Raw genomic sequence first — 20,851 nt, 5'->3', positions numbered from 1 at the left:
GCAAAGATGAGCATTTACCCGCAACCGTAAAAGAAAAAAGCCCCTTCCGGAGCAGTTTTCTGTAGAAAAGACATAATCAACTGATTAACAGCATATTTATATAAGCTTAAGATTTAGTAAAACCTTCCCTCTATCAATTCTACTTCCATTTCCTTCACATTTTCCCATTCTACCTTGCAAGTTCAATATTTTTGTTATACATTGCCACTCTGTTTCCCTTAAACAGTACTATATATCCGTTATGAGAATAAAAATTTCTGATAGGAACAATCCAAAAGGTTCCTGTACAGTCCGGTTGTTTGATGTAGCCGAGTTTTCTCCCTATGATGGTCCCGGAACAAGAACTGTAGTTTACTTCCAAGGCTGCAATGCCCATTGCGCCTGGTGTCATTCTCCCCAGTCTCAACCCGGGCATGCCCCCTTACTCTTCAATGCCAATGTATGCGCTCGCTGCCAACGCTGTGTTTCGGCGTGTCCATCCCACGTACACTCTTTCTCCCAAGGCATGCACCACATCGACAGAACCCGGTGCATTCAATGCGGAGCCTGTATTGAGCAATGCCCCAACAGTATTGCAGGCGTAAGAGGAAGTGCACTACACCTACCCACTGCCGAAGTATTCGTATCCTCTCTCTTCGAACAGATCGATCCCTATATCCGTCTCAACGGCAAGAACGGCGGCATCACCCTATCCGGAGGAGAAGCCCTTTTACAACCCGAAGCCGCAGAAGAGCTTTTACGCTCCTGCAAGCAACGAGGATACCACACAGCCATCGAAACCTCCGGCCTCCTTTCGCTTGCCACTTACGAGAGAGTACTCCCATTGGTCGACCTCTGGCTATTCGGCATGCGCATCATTACCCATCCGCATGCCTTGCCTCACCACCATCATATCAAAGAAGTGCTCCGCTTATTGATCCGGAACAACGCATCCGTACTACCTCGAATACCGATGATTCCATCCTACTTCGATCGCGACGATGTGTTGCAATCCATTGCCTCCTTATTGGCCGAACATTCTCTCACCACCGTTTCGCTTATGCCGTGGAACAGAAACTACGCAATCTGTTACACCGAAAGCGGAATACCCCTGCAAATGCAACCTCCCTCTTCGACCGAAATCGAATTGTGCGAGAGCAAAATAACGTCCTTTTTTAATAACTTAACATTCAAATTGTATGAACACATCTGAATTCCCCAGTCACATGACTCCACGAGTTAAAAAGCTCTACGAGAGCTTAATCGACAAAGCATTAGGAGACCGTTCCGAAGAGTGGTTCACCCCCGAAATGTTTCACGATGTAGTCAAGAGCAAAGACCCCAACGAGAAGTTTCCTTTATGGAAATCGGTAGAGAACTGTTCGGTCATTGTGCGCCGTGCCATTGCCATCGACAGAATGCTGATAGCCATGACCGATGCTCAAAACAACGAGAAAACCCATACGGCAGACATTTACGAAGGCGATCTCCTGCTAGGCAATATGCCCATGGGTTCCAATGGCCTGGGCAAAGTCTTCCCCCGTTTCCTTACCGACGATGAGTTAAGAGCCGGTTCCATCACCAATCGAAATGCCGCCTCTCTCTTCGGACACAATACGATGAACTACGAAGAGCTCTTGCATGACGGTCTGCAGAAGAAGATCGATTTTTGTAGCCAGAAGCTCAATGAGCTCTCACCACTTATCAAACAAGAGAAAAAAGAGGTATCCACCCTTCGCAAACAGTACGAGAACCTATTAGCCGATCCCCAAGCATCTGCCGAAGCCAAAGAAGAAGCTCTCCGCATATTACGCAAGAAAGACGGCATGCTCATTAGTAAGAAGAAGAAATTCGACTTCTACTGGGGTGTCAAATTAGCCTGCAAGGCAGTGGTAGATTATGCCCATCGGTTTGCCGATATCGCAGAACGCGAAGCCGACCTACATCCTCAGCGTGCAGAAGAACTCCGTGCACTCTCCGCCATTGCCCGCCGTGTTCCTGCCAAGCCCGCTCGCAACTTCCACGAAGCCATGCAGTGCATTTGCTTCTTCCATATCGCCCTACATGCCTCGATGAATTTCATCTCACTGGGCCGTCTCGACCAGGTGTTGCAACCCTATTTAGAAAAAGAGACAGATAAAGCCAAGGCATTAGAGATATTCGAATGTTTCATTCTCAAATGCGCCGGACGCTTAAACCTAACCTCCAAATACCTAATCAAACAAGACCACGTCGACTATGCCACCGTGTTGGGTACCCATCCCTATTACATCGACCAGAAGGCAGGCGTCAACAACTTCTTGCAAAACATTATCGTAGGAGGCAAAAAGCCCGACGGTTCAGACGCAACCAACGAAACAACCTATCTCATCCTCCAAGCCATCGAAAACGTCAATCTGCCTGCACCCGGCATCTATGTACGCATTCATAAAGAGAGCCCCGACCGTCTGATACAGAAGGTAGCCTCCTCCGTATATCGAACCAAAAACAACCCGTCTGTCATCAACGACGACGTCATGATCCCCGCTATGTACAATAGCTTGATGCAAGACGAAGAAGACACCCCCGCAACCCGCCAAAAGATGCAGCAACTAGCCAATGATTACTGCGTAGACGGCTGTTGGGAACCCATCTTAAATGGAAAGTCCGATTGGACCTTCACCATGCTCGTAGGTATGCAAGCCGTAGAATCCGCCATGAACCAAGGCGCTTCTTTAAAGAAAGACGAAGCCCTCTTCAGAGGAGCCAAAGTATCTCCTTCAACACCCCTACCCAAGAGTTTTGCCGATCTGCTTAAATACATGGAGCTACACATGCAGTTCTTTGTCGACCAAGCCATCATGTCCCTCTTCCTATATTATATGATCGACGAGAATGCCGCCCCCTCTCCCCTTTTCTCCGCCTATCTCGAAGGCTGCATGCAAAAAGGAGTAGACAAAGCCTCCGGAGGTGCCAATCACAACCTCGGCGGTATTGTCTTGGGTTCCGTTCCCGATATGGTCAACCAATTGTCCGCCCTTCAGCATTGGGTATACAATAAAAAGAAGTACACACTCGAAGAAGTTTGCGAAGCCATTCGCGAGAACTTCGGAGAAGGCAATACCTCTTTGCCCGACAGCAAGAAGCTCTTATACCTCAACATCCGTATCGACTTTGATACCAACTCTCCCAAGTTTGGCGACAACAACGAAGACGCCGACAACCTCACCTGCAAAGTGTTGGATATGTTCGAGCGTTGCGTATCCAAGTCGTCTAAGTTCGGTAAGATGCTGTTTCAGGATGTAGCCGGCGAAAAAGAATGGAGAAAGATTGCCGCTCTACGGTCATTGGCGGGATACAGTGGCTTGCCGTTGGGTATAACCTTCAATATGAAGATGAAAATCACGGCCGGTTTGGGCACTTTCGAGCAGTACAACTGGCAAGGAAGAGGCATTGCAGCTTCTGCCAACCGCTCCAACGGTGCACCTATTGCCCCCAACTTCTCTCCTGTTCCCGGTACCGTACATTCGGGTATCCTCTCCACCCTAAGCACCCTCTCCAAGTTGCAGCTAGACCGCTTTGCAGCCGGCACCATTACCGATATCTGCCTGCAAGATGAAAATGCAAGTCAGCAGGTGGTAGCACAAATCTTGCATGAGTTCATTGCCAAGCAAGGCTCCATGATGACTGTAGCCATCGGTACCACCGAGAAGTATCAGGAGATTTACGAAGCAGCCCTGAAAGCCTTAGAGATGCCCGAGCAGGCCGCCTCCAAACTCCTTGCCCAGTATGCCGATGTCAATGTACGCATCGGCGGTTGGCAAACCCCTTTCATTACGCTGCCTTTAGATCATATGCTCAACTACATCAAAAGACCCGTTAATGCGTAATTCCCTTTTATGGAATCCCATTAAATAACTAAAAAGAAAGACCGCTTCATTTTTTACTTGAAGCGGTCTTTTATATTAAAATCAATAACTCACAATACCTTCCAATACCGGATCACCTACAATCGGTGCGTAAATATTTACCTTGGCAAATCCCCATTGAGGTTTCTGCGTAACCGTTTCTGTTGTGCAGAAGAAACGATAATTATACCCGTTTACCACTTGTTTGGCAACTAAAAGAGGAATGTATTTTACACCCAGCAGTGTCATGCAAGCATCAAATACCTTTTTATCATCTTCTGTCAGCGGTTCATATTCGCTCCACCCTCCACACATCTCGTTGGTTTCTTCGGGAGCCACTACTGCATAAGTAAACACATCTTCATACAGTATATCCTTCACATCACGGTAATAAGCAAACTGAACCTCGGCAGCTCCGGGTTGCAGAAATTGGAATACATAAGAATGCACTGTCTCTCCTCCGAGCATATGCTTTTCTTTCGCCTCCACGGTTTCTCCCACCAAAGCTATCCCTCCGCTCAAACGTGTCAATGCATAATGATAACCTGTACCTGCATTTGTGGTACGACTGATGGTGATGGTATCACCCACTTTAAATGTTCTTCTAATCATGGCTGTACATGTTTTTTAGATAGTCAATTTTCACAAACTTCTAATTACCCGAACTTATCTTCGGCTTTGTCGAGAAGGGTGTTTTCCGGAATACAATTCCCGAAAACAAAAGCGATGCAAGTTAATTTATTTCCTTAATCTTGTCACGTCCCATCAAAACAAATACAGCACGGATATGTTCAATTTTACAACCAGATATCCGGTCTTTAACTTTTACAAGCAAAGACACCTCACCACTCACCTACACTTATGCAGCCCGAAGTACTTCCTCATAAACACCACATACACCACGCTCAATGCAATCACGCTACCCAACAGGCACCAATAGCCATATCCCGGCAGTGCCAGACAAGCCACCATAATCAAGAGTTGTGCTATCATGTATATGCCCGATACCAACACATGCGGCATCTTCAATTCATTCGCCATTAGCTGATACATATGCTTACGGTGCGGCTTGGCTATGTTTTCACCCAACATCACTCTATGCACAATGGTCAACACGCTATCTACTCCATATACTACCAATAAGATGATCCAACTAAAATCCTCTGTTTTAATAATGAGCTGTCCTATTAAGAAAAGTATCACGAATGCAATGCTTACCGACCCAACATCGCCTGCAAAGCATTTCGCACGTTTACGGAAGTTGAAGAAGTCGAATACTACCACAGCACATATCATCGTATAGATCAGTTCCGGCTCGGCAAACAGCACTACGCGTTGGTTTATGTACGCCAATACAGCCAGCACTACAAGCGAATAGCCACCCGTTATTCCGTTTATACCGTCCATGAAGTTATACGCATTGATTATACCTATGCATACAATCAAGGCAACCACAAATGTCCACCAAGGCAAGGCGAACAATCCCCACTGATAGAACATCAATCCCATAGCCGTAAACTGAAACAGCAACCTTAATCGTCTCGACTGCGGATGTATATCGTCCAGGAAGCTGATTAGCGTAATCAACGTCAGTGCCAGCATAAACCAAGGATACATCGCTCCGTTGGTTACAAAGAAAGCCAGTGCGCCAAAGTAGAAGATTATTCCACCACCACGCAATGTTATGCTTTTATGACTACTCCGCTCATTGGGCTTATCAATAATGTTGTACTTATCCGCTATGCGGAAATAAAAAAGTTCTGCTACGAATAGCAGAACTAAAATAATCAGGTAATACATTTCTATCTGTTTTTTTATTTTCTGTTAGCAGTGATCTATCGCTATTTACGAGAACGACTTTATCGTTTTCACAAGCCCTTCTTTTGCTCTTACAGGCATGCTCGTAATGCCCAGTGCCTTCTTTATCTTTTCGTTGCTCACTACATAGTTTTCCGTCAACTTTCTAAGTCTTTCCGTATTAAGAGGCAAATGCAACATGCTACCTACTTTGGCACAAGCCTCCATCATACCACGGTTCAGTCGCCATATATGCGCTTTTTTACCTATTGCCTCACACATCGTTTCAATCAGTTCATTTGTCGACAGTGCCTCATCGTCTCCTATATGATATATTCCGGAATCGACACTTTTCGTTAATATGCCTTCTACCACATAACAGAGATTATCTACCGAGGTAAACGACCGTCTATTCTCAAAATCACCTAAAGGCCACGGAATACCTTGCTTTACCACATTGTACAGTAAGTTCAGGTTTCCTTTATTGCCGGGACCATGAATCATACAAGGCCTTAGTATATATACCTGCTTCGTTTGCAGCTCCAACCGAGAGCAAATGCCTTGAATATACTCTTCCGCCTTTATCTTACTCTCACCATAAGGTCCGATCGGAGTAGGTATCACCTCTTCGGTCAATACATCACCTATTACACTATCTGCTGCCGCCTTTACCGAACTAAAAAAGATAAACTTCTTTGCATCCGACGTCAGAAAGAAGTCAAATATCTTTTGCGTTAGCCCTGTATTTATATCAAAATAAGTTTGCGCTACCGATTGATTTTTCGTATCGTGCGCCTTTCCTGCCAAATGGATGATAGCATCAAATACAGGAAGCTGTAACGAAGTAGTAGATACTTTTTCCAGTTCTTCCCATGTAAACGTTTTAGCTACACCTGCTTTATCAGGTGTAACTATATCAAGACCATACAGTGTATGTTGCTTTTTTAAAGCATTCACAAGATTAGAACCAACGAAACCGTGGATTCCTGTAATAAGTATATTCATTAATAATCTGTTTATTTATCAAAGTATCAATAAGGAGATATCAATCCAGTAGTCTATCAACTAATCTCACATACTGCGCCGTTACTACTTCTTTAGTATAGTATTTTTCAATTACACTAAAACCATTATTGCCCAATTGAGTTAGGCTTTCTTTAGAAACGCCTCTCAACCAATTGTACATTTCATCTACTTTAGTTTCAAAAATCTTTTCTGTAATTAATTTAGCACAATCGCAATCTTGTAGAAAATTTACGATAGGCGTTCCTTCGCCAGAACAAACTAAAAGAGGTCTAGCACACGCCATGATTGTGTATACTTTCGAAGGAAAACCTTGCATTTCCATTTCCGGATTCATAAAGATAAACTGAATATCTGAATAGGATAAAATACTTGGCATCAAATTTCTAGGTTGATAAGGGAGAAGATGAATGTTATCTAAATTCAACTCTTTCTTTTTCTCTTCGATATAAGACTTCATGACACCTTCACCTATAATAAAATACTCTATAGCCTCATTTTTCGTTTTCTGAGCCAATGCAATTAACGGCTGCCAATCTTGAGCAAATCCTATATTACCGGCATAAAGCAACTTAAGCGATTCAGTTTTAGGAAACAAATCAACATCTAACAGATTTAGATCAGCTTGTTCCGGATTATAAAGTTCAGTATCTACAAAATTAGGTATAATATGAAGTTTCGATTTATCTTCAAACCGATCTACTATCGTGCTATAAAAGACTTTATCAATTGTTGTCACAGCAGAAGAACGATTATACACATATCTTTCCATCTTTCTAAGTAAAGAAACAATAATACCTTCTTTCTTTTTCAAAATATCAGGATAAATCTCCTGTACATTGTAAATCACCTTACATCCTTTTAATTTGGCTAACAATATATTGATAACCCCGATCGTTAAAGGAGGGGACGGAGATAAAATAATATCTACATTTCTTTGAGTAAGTCCTAAGAAGAATGAAACAATATGCCAATACACAAAACCTAATAATCGAAGCAACGTATTCTTAAACTTTTTCTGCGGTACATGTATTACTCTTATACCCTTAAAATTGCTTTCTTTAAATCCCCCCCCCATACATCTATGCATGGGTTGTTGTTTTAACTGTTCTTCAACTACGTTATAATGAGGTGTAGTCGTTAATACAACTACCTCATATCCATTTTCGCGAAATCTAAGAGCAATATCATTGTAAAGATAAGCTGTCGATACACCATCAGGACTAAAGATCAAGCTATGAATCAGAATCTTCTTCGTCATGTTTTAATATTTTCTCCAAACCATTTTATCAATAACTCCGGTATAGCTTTGAATAATCTTCACTACCTTTGTCGATACATTTTCATCTACATAATTAGGTACATCTAATCCAAAATCACCATTCTCATGCATCAAAACTGCTGTATCTACAGCTTGTAGCACTTGTTCAGTAGTGATACCTGCCAAAATAAAAGCTCCTTTATCAAGTGCTTCCGGTCTCTCTGTAGAGGTTCGGATACATACTGCCGGTATAGGCATTCCTTTCGAATTAAAATAAGCGCTTTCTTCCGGTAAAGTTCCACTATCAGATACTACACAGAAGGCATTCAATTGCAAATTATTATAATCATGAAAGCCCAAAGGTTGATTCTGAATTACACGTTTATCAAACTTGAAACCTCTTGTTTCAATGTACTTCTTCGAGCGCGGATGGCAAGAATATAAAATAGGCATATCATATTTCTCAGCCATAGCGTTTACCGCGTTCATCAAGTTAAAAAAGTTAGCTTCTGTATCAATATTCTCTTCTCTATGAGCCGAGAGCAAAATATATTTCCCTTTTTCTAACCCTAATTGCTCGATCACTTTACTTGCTTTGATACTTTCTAAGTTTGCCGAAAGTACCTCTGCCATAGGAGAACCCGTTACATACGTACGTTCTTTCGCTGTACCTTCAGAGTTTAAATACCGACGCGCGTGTTCACTATAACACATATTTAAATCCGCAATATGATCTACAATCCTTCTATTTGTTTCTTCAGGTAGGTTTTCATCAAAACACCTATTTCCTGCTTCCATGTGGAAGGTGGGTATATGCAAACGTTTAGCAGAGATAACCGATAGGCAAGAATTTGTGTCGCCAAGTACCATTACTGCATCAGGTTTTACCTCTACCATCAACTGATACGATTTAGCTAATACATTCCCCATCGTTTCTCCCAAATCTTTCCCTACTACATTAAGATAATGATCGGGTTCACGCAAGCCTAAATCATCAAAGAACACTTGGTTCAAAGCATAATCATAATTTTGTCCTGTGTGCACTAATACCTGCTCAAAGTATATATCACATTTCTTAATAACTTCTGATAGTCGAATTATTTCCGGTCGAGTACCAATGATGGTCATTAATTTTAATTTAGCCATAGCTTTATTTCTTATACTGTTTCAAAAAAGGTATCCGGGTGTTGGGCATCAAAACATTCGTTGCACCACATAAACGTTACCATATCTGTGTCACCTAAGTTTTCTATATTATGTGTGTATCCTGTTGGAATGTCCACCACTTCAATTTTATCACCCGATACAAAGTATTCTATAACTTCTGCGTTAGGTTCATTTATTTGTCGAAAGCGAATAACTCCACTACCACTTACCACTACAAACTTTTCATTCTTCGTGTGATGCCAATGATTGCCTTTAGTTATGAGTGGCTTAGAAATATTAACTGAGAACTGCCCTCTATCATTGGTGCGAATAATTTCCGTAAAACTTCCTCTATCATCAACATTCATCTTTAACGGATAGCTAAATTGATCTTTAGGTAAATAAGATAGATAGGTAGAATAAAGCTTCTTCTCAAAAGCATTCCCCACATTGGGTACATTCAAATTCACTCTATTTGCTTTAAAATCATATAGTAAATCAACTATTTCGCCAAGTGTAATAGTATATACAGTAGATACTACGCAGTAATTTCCGACCCTGTTCTCATCACCCGTCAATGCAGCAATCAGTTCATTCACTACATCATCTACATACACCAAATTCATTACTACAAAAGGGTCATTCACCTGAATATCCAATCCGTTAGCTATGTTATTACAAAAAGTAGCTACTGCACTATTGTAATTAGGCTTACACCACTTCCCAAAGACATTTGGAAAACGGTAAATCAGCACCTTAGCTCCAGTGTCTTTCGAATATTCGAACAATAAATTCTCACCTGCCCTCTTAGACTCTCCATACGGATTGTCTTGTGCCGCTTGTGTAGACGAAGAAATCATGACAGGACACGTATTCTTGTGCTTTTTTAGAGCGTCTAATAGCATTGAGGCAAATCCAAAATTACCTGTCATAAACTCCGATTGATCTTTCGGACGATTAACACCTGCCAAGTTAAACACAAAGTCAGCCTTCTTGCAATAAATATCTAATTCAGCCGGATCACTATCTATATCATATTCAAAAACTCTTATTTCGCTTGATACTTTATAGTTTTTGGCTTTACCTGATTGGATATTGTGCAGTTGCGACACTAGGTTCTTACCGACAAAACCCTTTGCTCCAGTTACTAAAATATTCATCATATTATAATCCTAAATCTTCCCTAATGAAATCCAGTTTCAACAATAACTGTTTCATACCTTCCACGTCTAGGCGCTTTGTATTATGCGAGTGATAATCTTCAATCTTAGATACTTTCTCATTACCTTCTACAAAAAACTTATCATAATTTAAATCGCGAGTATCACAAGGTATGCGATAATAGTCGCCCATATCCTCTGCTTTTGCCATCTCTTCACGGGTTACTAGTGTTTCGTATAGCTTCTCACCATGTCGAGTGCCTATTACCTTTACCTCCGTTTGCATTTTATAAAGATCCTTCAAAGCATCTGCTAGTACATCTAAGGTAGCTGCAGGAGCTTTTTGCACAAACAAATCTCCATTTTTACCGTGTTGAAATGCGTAGATTACTAAGTCAACAGCATCATCAAGCGTCATCATAAAACGAGTCATATTAGGATCTGTAATAGTAATAGAACTATTTACCTTCATCTGTTCTACCCATAAAGGAATTACAGATCCACGGCTTGCCATTACATTACCATAACGTGTACAGCAAATAGTAGTAGTTCCTTCGGCACCTAGCTGACGACCTTTAGCAGTAGCCACCTTCTCCATCATAGCCTTACTTATTCCCATAGCATTAATCGGGTAAGCTGCTTTGTCGGTCGATAGTACAACTACATTCTTTACTCCATAAGCAATTGCCGAATCAAGCACATTCTCTGTTCCTAAAACGTTTGTACGCACAGCTTGAGTGGGAAAAAATTCACAGGAAGGAACTTGCTTCAATGCTGCTGCATGAAAAACGTAATCAACTCCTACCATAGCACCATCAACGGAACGTTTATCACGAACATCACCAATGTAAAATTTTACTTTTGAATTCTGCAAACGATGACGCATATCATCTTGTTTCTTTTCATCACGAGAGAAGATACGAATTTCCTTAATATCTGAATCAAGAAAACGACGGAGTATAGCATTACCAAAAGAGCCAGTTCCTCCGGTAATTAATAAAGTTTTATCTTTGAAAATTGACATAGTATTTCTTTATAATTTATTATTTTCTTACTCTCTTTTCTTTACCCAAAAGAAACATTATCTTCACACCAAGCTTAATTAACCAATTGCTACCATGCTTGTACTCATCACCTTTCACCAAAGGCATATCAAAGTAACCTTGTAACTCATCCTCTGATATACGAAGGAAGTCAGCTACCTGCTTGAACATTTCGCGACCCTCTTCTTCTGTTACAGAAGGTTTAGATAATCTCTGTAATGCCTCTTCACGTGTTATTTGTCCTGTAACTACTAACGAAGACAACTGATGCTTTCTTACATCATAGCCAAAACGCTTTGAATACCAATAGGCCTCCAAAAATTTTGTAATCAAACTTTCAAAATGTTTTTGAGGGTATGCTATATAGCCATACTCATCGTGCAAAGTTTTCTTAATTGTTTCATAATCATATGGAATCAAGTTAAGAGGTTTTACAACCTTAACACCTTTAATATATGGCAACCAAAGTTTTCTACGATATGTATTAGTCAGTTTATAGTTCTTCAATGGTGCAGGAGAAAATCTCTTAATAATATCTTTTATAAAGACATCATCTGTTGTTCCACCACCATATACACTATCCCAATAGGCAGGATTGGTGAATGCCTCGGTAGATATATTCTCACCATTGAGAATATATTTAATATTGTTATCTACAGCAAACTGCTCAACCATATTCACAAAAGCATGATCCTGCGGAATATCCAAACAAGCTAAACCCGTGCGAAACATAGCTAACTGAAAGTTTCGCATATCCTCCTGATCAATCTTCGCAATCTTTAAATCAACACCAAGTTTATTGCAGATGGTATTGATATTCTGCACTCCAAGAGGAAGGTCAAAACCTGAATCTACATGGAATACCAATGGACGCAAGCCCCACTCTTTTACTGCCATATGAAGGACGTATGTAGAATCAAAACCGCCAGAAAGGCCAATCAAACAATCGTATTTCTTGCTCTCACCAGCTTTCTTTATTTTTGCAAGAAGTTCTTGTAATTCTTTCTCGTGACCTCTACCATGATTCCAGTCTGCTGCTACTGTCTTTTCATACATATTGCAGCGTTCGCACTTGCCGTTTGCTTCAATTACCATTGAAGGATCGGATTTTGTGTCCATTACACAGGTTTTGCAAATGATATAATTATCCATTATACTTAAAATTGTTATGATATTAATAAACTTAAATTTGAGGTTATATCTAACTACTTACCAGTTCCAAGTAAGATAAAGTTAAGAAATCTTATTCTTTTTATTAAAATAGCAGCAATGTATCCTAAAACGATGTCCAATGATCATTTCAAAGCTCCTGTATTTTCTATTTTATTACCAGTCTGTTGATATTCATATATCTTAGCATCTACTAAAAAACGATACCAAAAATCTTCTAGTACATGATATATAAATCCTTCTTTTCCATCTAAGAAGCCTAATTGAAAGATATACCTATATATGAATATTGCAAAAGCTCTGAAAAACTTAGGTAACTTATAATATAAGACTTTTTGTTTTCTATGACCTTTTAATGACCCTTCTTCTAGAGCATCGACACTATTACCCATTTTATTCTCTAAGTAATCTTGCGCCTCCCTAATTGCATACCAATTATGTTTGTGTATATAATATGTTAAATCGCGAAAATCATAGTGGAGTACATCATTCTTCAAAAGAATAGATCTTCCGCTGGATAATATTGTGTGTTCATCCATTTTACGATTTTCAATTCTACCTATTCCATTTTTGAAAAGCATAAGCTTAATAAAAGGATATGTTCCTCCATATTTCATCCATTTACCCAAAAAACATTGTTTTAGTTTCAATTGCATACCATTTACTTCGTCATCTTTATGTTTTTCCATTTCTTCTGCCATTTCTTTAGCCAAATCATGTGTGATGACTTCATCAGCATCTAATCGCAATATCCACTTTGTAGAAATATTTGTATTGTCTAGCCCCCAATTGAATTGGCTAGCATAATTCTCAAACTCGTGATGAAATACTTCCGCACCTAAACTCTCAGCAAGTGATATAGTATTATCAGTACTTCCACTGTCGATTACAACAATTCGTCTAGCCAATTCTTTAACACTATCAATGCAATTAATAATGTTTTTTTCTTCGTTCATGGTTAAAACCAGAACTGTTAAATCAGTTTTTATTATCATATCATTATAATTTTGTTTGAATCCTACGAATCCACATTATACAAATTAGAGGTATCCAAATATAGATATGCATCATTATATTATGTAACCCACATGACATAACAAATAAAAATAGGAATATTGCTCCTATATTCATTTTATATACCTCTAGATATCTTTTTATACGAATAAACATAATGGATAAAACAATAAGCCAAACTATCCCCCAATCGTACCAATATGATAACATATCGTTATGGGGAGAATATCTATCACTTTCTGTTAGATTTTGAATAAAAGCAACACAGGCATTAGGACCATGAGCAATAATATAATAATTACTTGCTATTCCCTCCCATATACTTTCATACAAAGATGCCCTTGTTAACATAGAGGTATCCTCTGCTGTCAATCTAAGATCTTCTGATATAAAGATTAAATTTGGCACTATTAAATATGCTCCTAATGCAATTATAAGAAAAATAATAGGCCAAACCTTTTTTAAATTAATATTCTCCCTATATAACCATAGAAGATAAGGAATACCTATAAAAATGGATCTTGTATTACTTAAGAAAACACAAATTATAAAACAAATAAAAGAAGTACAATATACAAAAAGTTTAATTTTACTATCTTTATAATATTCTATAATGAACGCCAAGATAAACATCAATACTGAGGATGATGTATTTGCTCCATGTAGAAGTCCTGCGTAACGTGAGTCTTCACCATCGTAAAAGCTAGGAAAAGCTGCACATACAATAAACATTATAGAGTAAAGAAGGAATAATCTTGCGATTATACGCCTTTGCTGGCCTGATAGTTCAAGACTCCTAAAAGCATCAATACAAGATAACACTAAAAACAAGGTAAAGCAGTCATTTATAAGATACAAATAACTAGAATTAGAATTTATCCAAACAGGAACGAGTAAGACAAGCGTCAATATTATATTATTAATACATTCTTTCCATTTTGAGCAGAAAAAAAATACTACTCCAAAAATTAGACTTTGAATATAACCATAGCTGCTCATGTTTTCTATGAACACATTCAAAAATAGGAAAATAAAATAAATTAATAAAATAAAGAAACTTTTATTTCTTCTGATAGTCAATGATTCCATTCACAGTTTCTTGTAAGATTGGTTTCTCTGTATCAATTCCTTCAAGCCTAATCATATAAGTACGCACTTGTGGATTAATACTTTTTGTTGAATATAGTAAAGTTGAACTTATTGAATAAAGAGTAAAATCATAAGCACACGCAATAAATTCAAAGGTTATATGATAATCAGATAAATTTAAGAATGGACATTCAATACTCTCAGCCAGCGATCCATAATGAGGAACGTAATAATCAATCCCATATTCTTTTATAACTCGATTTACGCAATTCATATAGTCATTTTTACTTATGCCATCAGTATTGTACAAAGCTTGACCTATGAATAGTTTCTTTCCTTGAATAAAAGACAGGCGATTTAATGCTTCATTCGTATTAAGAAGATTTTTAAATATTAGAGGCTTCAATTCCCCTTTATAACTAACTGCCTTATCTGGACATAAAAGATAAGTAATAAATTGCTTCTTTGTATAAATATCACTATCTCTTAAGTGTAACAACTTTTGAATATCCCTTTTTAAAGACCTAGAAATCGAAAAATTAATATCGGATAATGGATAATAATTCATCAGACCATCTTCCACCCAAATAATTTTACTACAGTTACTTATTTTTGTCAGATATTTAGTTGCTAGAAGTAATGGGTTTGAATATGTTATAACATCACAATTCCAATTCATTTTCCAAATTTTCAGTAAATTAACCCATAACTTTGATATACTATCAAAGTACTCAACATAAACTACTTCATCAAATACTTCTTGAAAAGGAAAATCTTTAGGAGATCTTCCTTTAATATAGAAAATGACCAATTTCTTATATTTCGATTTTTTAAATTCCGTTGTTGCCATTGCATATAATATATCATTATATTTAAATGCTACAACTATTATACGATTAACATCATTCATTTTCTCCCAGTATTACATTTACCCCAATGTTCAAACAACAATCCTTGAATTAACAATCTGACAACAAAAGGGGAGTTGTCCCTTCTATTTGCCAATAAATCTTGTTTCACTTCTTCTGTTAGATACTCATCTACTATACTTTTATACTTAGGATCATTTATTAACAAGACAAATTCTTTTGGCATGGTGCGATACCTTATGAGTTTATATATTTTATTAAATAAATTATGTGGAATTAATTTAAGAATAAATCCTTTTAGATTATGTCCATCTAATTCTAATGTTTTATTTTGTTTATTATATTTATAGTATTTCCAGCCACTGTATATAGGAATGCTTAAGATTTGAGGATACAAATTTGCTAGTATGTCTAAAATTAATTTTCCTTTCTTTCTGTTTTTACAAGAAACATTAGTATTAAAGACTATACAACTCTCAGACATTATATAATGACAATACTTATGCCTATTAACAAGATTCAAGATTACTCCATGGGCTCTTTGATAATATAACAATGCTAAATGTAGTAAATCAGTTGATGACAAACTCTGAGGATCCATCCCCCTTTTATTACAAACCTTATATAATTTATTTATAATATGCTTTTTTAACCCAGGATAAAGATTAATTATATTTTCCTCCATACTTTTCAAATACCACTTTTCAGCAAAAGTTTCTATAGAAACAAAATCATTATCATCTTCTGTTAATAACCAGCCCGCATCTCTATAAAATTCTCCCCAGAAACCATACTCGCAATATTTTGCTTTAGTATCATAAAAATAATCCATAGTATCCTTATTACCACCATACATAATTGTAGCTTCATCATAGTCTTTAATGAATTGCATCCAATACTTATCCAGTGGTATTGTTTCATTCCAAGGAAATACTTCAAAATCCAACCCAAAAGCTTCACTGTACATTCTGTCAACGTTGCAATCATGATGTCCTGATACTGCTATGCTACTATCTCCGAGACCGTAAACAATACGAGGCTTAACATCTACAGCTAAGTAGGATGCAAGCGTCATACGCGAATCTAGACCTCCAGTCATAGATATCGTTGGAGTCCCAAAATTATTATAAAATGATTTTGCAACAGATTTCAGATCTTCTACAATCTTGTCAATAGTAGTTTGATAGTTGCAGCTATTTTGAAAATCCGCATTGCATCCCATTATTTCTAAGGATTTAGTTGTTGCTCTTATGAAATCCCACCCAGATAGTCTTAATATCTCATTGAACACTGTCTCATCATTTAAAATAGCATACCTAGCATAGGACTCAACAACATTTAATTTATTAATGCTTAATCGATTCCAAAGAACTTTTGCTAGAGTCGAAATTGAAGAGGAAACCACCCATTCTCCATCACAGCTATAATAATAAATGTCATAACAAGCAGAACTTTCGCCAAATACAGTAATATGTCCATTTTTGTAGATACACACAGCATAATTGCCTATACATTTATTACGTATTGCATTTAAATCTCCTGAAAAATCATTAAAAATTTTCTTTAAACATTCTTTTTCACTACTTCCATCGTATATTAACGTACCATTGATTAAAACAAAATCATTCCCTTCTTGATATGCATTTTCATTTGCAAAACCCAATTTCCGAGTTGTTAAAGCAAAAATGCCATTATTATCATACTTAAAGTTTAAATCAAAAACTGAGTTCTCTATTATTTCTTCACTATAAGTACCAATATTTCTAATGTTTGTAACTAAAAAATTTGACATGACTTATTATTTTATTTTTTATATTTAACTTAAGTATTTTATCACATAATACAATATATGAAAGATATGCAGTAGCTTTTAAGATAAAAACTAACATGCTGTTGCCTAAAAAGATTAAAGGAAACATGATAATTGAAATTATTACAACTTTCCATACATTAATCCAGCGATAACTTAACGGAATAGCTTTTTTGCTAAAATAAAGCAGTAAGAAAAAGGTAACTATATAAGTAACTAACGATGTTAAACAACCTCCATAGATGCCATATTTAGGAATAACTAAAAAGTTTAATCCCATATTTATTATACCAGAAAACAGCCAAATAGCAGATTTTATTTTTGTAAACTTAACATTAAAACATAACGGTTGCATATATATAATTCTAAAAATATCGAATAATGAAGCTATTAGCATCACTACCACAATAAAAGATGAGGACGCATAAGAAGAAGAAAAAAGACAAACTATATTATTCGAAAAAATAACAAAAAGAGTTATAAGCATAATAACTATACCGCTTAATATTTCTGTTGTATTAACGATGTTATTATGTGCAGTATTGTCACTTTTCTCAATTAATTTAAAATTTGAATAGGCATACGGAACATAAGCTTGATTCATTGACGTGTATACTACACTTGGTATATTACCAATCGTAGAGCCTATACCATAAATACCTGTTTCAGCTGGGCCTATATATTTATTTATTACTATTCTATCTGTAAAACTAACCAGCCAAGCTGATAAATCACTTGGAATTTGAGAAATAGCATAATATAAATAACTTTTTATTCTACTATAATCATATTTAAAAACAAAATAAGGGTAAGAATAAAACAAAAAAATCAAGAACGTTATTATCGAGTTAACCAACATTGAAATTATTAAGGCCATCGCCTTATCCTCCATTTCGTAAACTAAAATAACTTGTATAACTATATTTATGATTCCTATTGTTGAAGATGTCAAAGATACTTTTTTAGCGTCTTGTCTAGCATATAAGAGTGATAAGATTAGATTATAAAACAGACCTATATATGGTATTAAACAAGCCAGTCTAAAATATTTTAATGGTAAATTAATTACATTTGCAATTGTATCCCCACAAAGCCATACTACGACAAAAATCAACGTTGAAAAAACAACAGCCGTTATTACTACAGTTGAATAAAGTAATTTAACTTCATCGTTGTTTTTACAGTCAAAAAGAAACCTAGAAATACAAACTTGTGTTGAAAGTTGCATTAATAACATTAATAATTGAGTTGATGCAGCTACGATATAGACATATCCATATTCTTCCGGAGAAACCATATATGAATAAACCGGAAGCAAAAAGAATGTAGTAGCTTTAACTAAAATTGTAGAAATTAGGTAAAGTATGGAGTTTTTAATTAATGACATAGAATTTAATGTTTAGCGAATATCTTCCTAAATAAAATCTTGCAGTAAAACTCTACTGATTTATTAATACTATTTTATAAATTATATCTTCAAGAATATTATTCCCTACTATCCTCTCCACAAACTCCCGGAAAGCTCCTTCCCCACCTTTTTTCTCACAAAGTATAGAAGCATATTTCTGAATATAAGCAGGTGCAGAAGACGGCACACCAGCGATTCCTACAGATTTTAAAACCAGCAAGTCGTTGATGTCGTCACCAATGTATGCTACATCATCTAAGGTAATTCCGAGTTTATTGACTAGGTCTTTTACTACTTGAATCTTGTCTTTTACACCAAGAAAGCAATAATCTACCTTTAATTTATCTGCTCTTCGCTGAACTATCTGCGTATTCTCGCCAGTAATAATTCCTACAGGTATGCCCAAATGGTGCGCAAACAGTACTCCAGCACTATCGTATGTGTTGAACTTCTTCAATTCTACATCAGTACCATCATAATACATTCCACCGTCTGTCCAGACACCATCTATATCTGTAAGAATCAACTTTGGTAATTTCATTTTGCTATATTTATTGCTGGTGCACCAACCAAAATAGAATTTTCTGGAAATGATTGTAAGACTACAGCATTTGCTCTTACTATGGAGTTTGCACCAATCATTATACCTCCCTAAGACCAATGATCCTGCACACAATGTGCAATTATCTTTAATGGTTGGTCTACCACCTTTGTTATCACCTAATGTAACTCCTTGATGGAATAAACAATTTCTTCCAACTTTACACCTTGCTCCTATAACGAGACCTGAGCCATGGTTAATTTTTATCCCTCCACCGATTTCGGCAGAAAAAACAACTCAGAAAGACCTGTAGCTCTACCTACATTAGATAAGACATAGGCCTGTTTACGACCAAACAATTCACTGTTTATCAACATACTAACCCTATATGTAGCTATAAAATGTAATTGTGGTGTAAGGAGAAAATCATCAAGATTTATATCGTCAGCATCTTTAAACCATCCTTCATAATCTGTACGAAATAAGCTTAAAGCCTGCTCGTACAGATTCGAAGAATACTCTAACTTAAAATCAGACCAAATAGTTTTTGATTTTAAGAAGTTGATTATGTCAAAGAATTACTTGCCATCCATTATTTTATACTATCAGAATAGATGACTTCGTTAGCAGAAATTTCATATATAACTTTTTTTCCTATAATTTCGTCCAATTGGCTCCATTTAAAACCATCGCCTGGACTAAGCATGTGTAAATCGTTCTCAGTAATGACGTGACCCACAGGAAGGATACGAGTAGAGGCTATAGAACGCTCCAATTTTGCTTTGGCTGACTCCACACTCTTGTCTATATACAGTTCTTCCTTACCCATCCAACGTTCTGCAACACGGATATCACGAATCATGCGGTTAACACCGTCTGGACCCAATGAACCTGCTTGGTCGGTGCCTTTCATCGTGCGGTCGATAGTAATGTGCTTCTCAATAATTTCTGCACCCATACCAATTGCTACGATAGGAGCTGAGATACCGATAGTATGATCAGAGAAACCAATAGGATACTGACCATAATATTTCTTCAAATAACTGATTGTCTGAAGATTTAAATTATCGGGGTGAGTAGGATACTGTGAAACACAATGAAGAATAGAAATATCATTATGATACTTCGTGATAACTTCCAGAGCATCATCAAGCTCTTTCTTACCTGCCATACCAGTAGACAAGATAATAGGAATCTTAGTTTCAGCCAAAGCGGTTAGCAATGGCAGATTAGTCAAGTCGCGGCTTGCCACTTTCAAATAATCTGGTGAGAAAAGTTTAAGCATTGACAAGCAACCTGTCGCACACAAGGTTTCAATGAAATCCAATCCGTATGTTTTTGCGTGTTTATATACCTCAAAATGGTCTTCATCAGAAAGCTCAAGGAATGCACGATGTTCTCCATAAGTAGCTCCAAAAGAGTGAGGAGTGTTGTAAGGTCTGTTCATCTGAGATACACTTAATTCCTGAGACAAATCTCTCTTGGTCATTTTTACCGCATTCATAGGAGCAAGCTCCAAACCAAAAGTTTCCTCTCTAACTGGACGAGCAACCAACTCAACTAATAACTTTGCAATATCAACTGATCCATTGTGATTTTGTCCAATTTCACCAATGATGTAAGTTTCGCCTTTCTTAATCATAAGACACTATTT

General features: G+C 37.1%; 17 protein-coding genes. 2 read left to right on the top strand and 15 right to left on the bottom strand.

Annotated elements, in window-relative coordinates; all coding sequences use genetic code 11:
• Positions 1 to 241: 241 nt before the first annotated feature.
• Together TY03_RS16805 and TY03_RS16800 are read left to right on the top strand one after the other, a co-directional pair.
• Positions 242 to 1,192: a glycyl-radical enzyme activating protein gene (locus tag TY03_RS16805; RefSeq protein ID WP_042372066.1), complete on the top strand. Its 951-nt coding sequence runs from the start codon at positions 242 to 244 to the stop codon at positions 1,190 to 1,192.
• Positions 1,179 to 3,848, top strand: coding sequence for a pyruvate formate lyase family protein (locus tag TY03_RS16800; RefSeq protein WP_042372064.1), 2,670 nt, complete (start codon positions 1,179 to 1,181; stop codon positions 3,846 to 3,848). The genes TY03_RS16805 and TY03_RS16800 overlap by 14 nt, the downstream gene beginning before the upstream one ends.
• A gap of 81 nt (positions 3,849 to 3,929) precedes the next feature.
• Here the strand turns inward: TY03_RS16800 and TY03_RS16795 are convergent, their stop codons facing one another.
• The 15 genes from TY03_RS16795 to TY03_RS16725 form a co-directional block, all read right to left on the bottom strand.
• On the bottom strand, positions 3,930 to 4,478 hold the full coding sequence (locus TY03_RS16795; RefSeq protein ID WP_042372062.1) for a protease inhibitor I42 family protein: 549 nt from the start codon (positions 4,476 to 4,478) through the stop codon (positions 3,930 to 3,932).
• A 237-nt stretch (positions 4,479 to 4,715) separates the two neighbouring features.
• The gene (locus TY03_RS16790; RefSeq protein ID WP_042372060.1) at positions 4,716 to 5,666 is read right to left on the bottom strand and encodes an MraY family glycosyltransferase; all 951 of its coding nucleotides are present in this window, start codon (positions 5,664 to 5,666) and stop codon (positions 4,716 to 4,718) included.
• 45 nt (positions 5,667 to 5,711) lie between these two features.
• Entirely contained in the window at positions 5,712 to 6,668 is a 957-nt protein-coding gene (locus tag TY03_RS16785; RefSeq protein WP_042372059.1) for an NAD-dependent epimerase/dehydratase family protein, read from the bottom strand.
• A 40-nt stretch (positions 6,669 to 6,708) separates the two neighbouring features.
• The gene (locus tag TY03_RS16780) at positions 6,709 to 7,947 is read right to left on the bottom strand and encodes a glycosyltransferase family 4 protein (RefSeq protein ID WP_042372057.1); all 1,239 of its coding nucleotides are present in this window, start codon (positions 7,945 to 7,947) and stop codon (positions 6,709 to 6,711) included.
• Positions 7,948 to 7,950: 3 nt separating this feature from the next.
• Positions 7,951 to 9,093, bottom strand: coding sequence for a non-hydrolyzing UDP-N-acetylglucosamine 2-epimerase (gene wecB, locus TY03_RS16775; protein WP_042372054.1), 1,143 nt, complete (start codon positions 9,091 to 9,093; stop codon positions 7,951 to 7,953).
• Positions 9,094 to 9,104: 11 nt separating this feature from the next.
• The gene (locus TY03_RS16770) at positions 9,105 to 10,253 is read right to left on the bottom strand and encodes a capsular polysaccharide biosynthesis protein CapF (RefSeq protein ID WP_042372278.1); all 1,149 of its coding nucleotides are present in this window, start codon (positions 10,251 to 10,253) and stop codon (positions 9,105 to 9,107) included.
• Between the two features lie 4 nt (positions 10,254 to 10,257).
• Positions 10,258 to 11,277 (bottom strand): polysaccharide biosynthesis protein, encoded by a 1,020-nt coding sequence (locus TY03_RS16765; protein WP_042372053.1) that lies wholly within the window; start codon positions 11,275 to 11,277, stop codon positions 10,258 to 10,260.
• Positions 11,278 to 11,296: 19 nt separating this feature from the next.
• Positions 11,297 to 12,448: an N-acetyl sugar amidotransferase gene (locus TY03_RS16760; RefSeq protein ID WP_042372052.1), complete on the bottom strand. Its 1,152-nt coding sequence runs from the start codon at positions 12,446 to 12,448 to the stop codon at positions 11,297 to 11,299.
• Between the two features lie 143 nt (positions 12,449 to 12,591).
• Positions 12,592 to 13,461 carry a glycosyltransferase family 2 protein gene (locus TY03_RS16755; protein WP_042372051.1) on the bottom strand — a complete coding sequence of 290 codons (870 nt, stop codon included), beginning with the start codon at positions 13,459 to 13,461 and terminating at the stop codon, positions 12,592 to 12,594.
• Between the two features lie 4 nt (positions 13,462 to 13,465).
• Positions 13,466 to 14,569 (bottom strand): O-antigen ligase family protein, encoded by a 1,104-nt coding sequence (locus TY03_RS16750; protein WP_042372050.1) that lies wholly within the window; start codon positions 14,567 to 14,569, stop codon positions 13,466 to 13,468.
• Complete coding sequence (locus TY03_RS16745) at positions 14,541 to 15,479, bottom strand: hypothetical protein (protein WP_042372048.1); 939 nt, start codon at positions 15,477 to 15,479, stop codon at positions 14,541 to 14,543. Before TY03_RS16745 ends, TY03_RS16750 begins: the two co-directional genes overlap by 29 nt.
• Positions 15,476 to 17,230, bottom strand: coding sequence for a hypothetical protein (locus tag TY03_RS16740; protein ID WP_042372046.1), 1,755 nt, complete (start codon positions 17,228 to 17,230; stop codon positions 15,476 to 15,478). Before TY03_RS16740 ends, TY03_RS16745 begins: the two co-directional genes overlap by 4 nt.
• Positions 17,202 to 18,635 carry an oligosaccharide flippase family protein gene (locus tag TY03_RS16735; protein ID WP_074434200.1) on the bottom strand — a complete coding sequence of 478 codons (1,434 nt, stop codon included), beginning with the start codon at positions 18,633 to 18,635 and terminating at the stop codon, positions 17,202 to 17,204. The genes TY03_RS16740 and TY03_RS16735 overlap by 29 nt, the downstream gene beginning before the upstream one ends.
• 52 nt (positions 18,636 to 18,687) lie before the next feature.
• Positions 18,688 to 19,197 carry a KdsC family phosphatase gene (locus TY03_RS16730; protein ID WP_042372041.1) on the bottom strand — a complete coding sequence of 170 codons (510 nt, stop codon included), beginning with the start codon at positions 19,195 to 19,197 and terminating at the stop codon, positions 18,688 to 18,690.
• A 592-nt stretch (positions 19,198 to 19,789) separates the two neighbouring features.
• Positions 19,790 to 20,839: an N-acetylneuraminate synthase family protein gene (locus TY03_RS16725; RefSeq protein ID WP_042372040.1), complete on the bottom strand. Its 1,050-nt coding sequence runs from the start codon at positions 20,837 to 20,839 to the stop codon at positions 19,790 to 19,792.
• Positions 20,840 to 20,851: the final 12 nt, after the last annotated feature.

The sequence above is a fragment of the Bacteroides neonati genome (genome assembly GCF_000499785.1).
GTDB lineage: Bacteria > Bacteroidota > Bacteroidia > Bacteroidales > Bacteroidaceae > Bacteroides > Bacteroides neonati.
The sequence above is the reverse complement of the archived record's forward strand: the minus strand, read 5'-3'. Positions and strand labels throughout refer to the sequence as shown.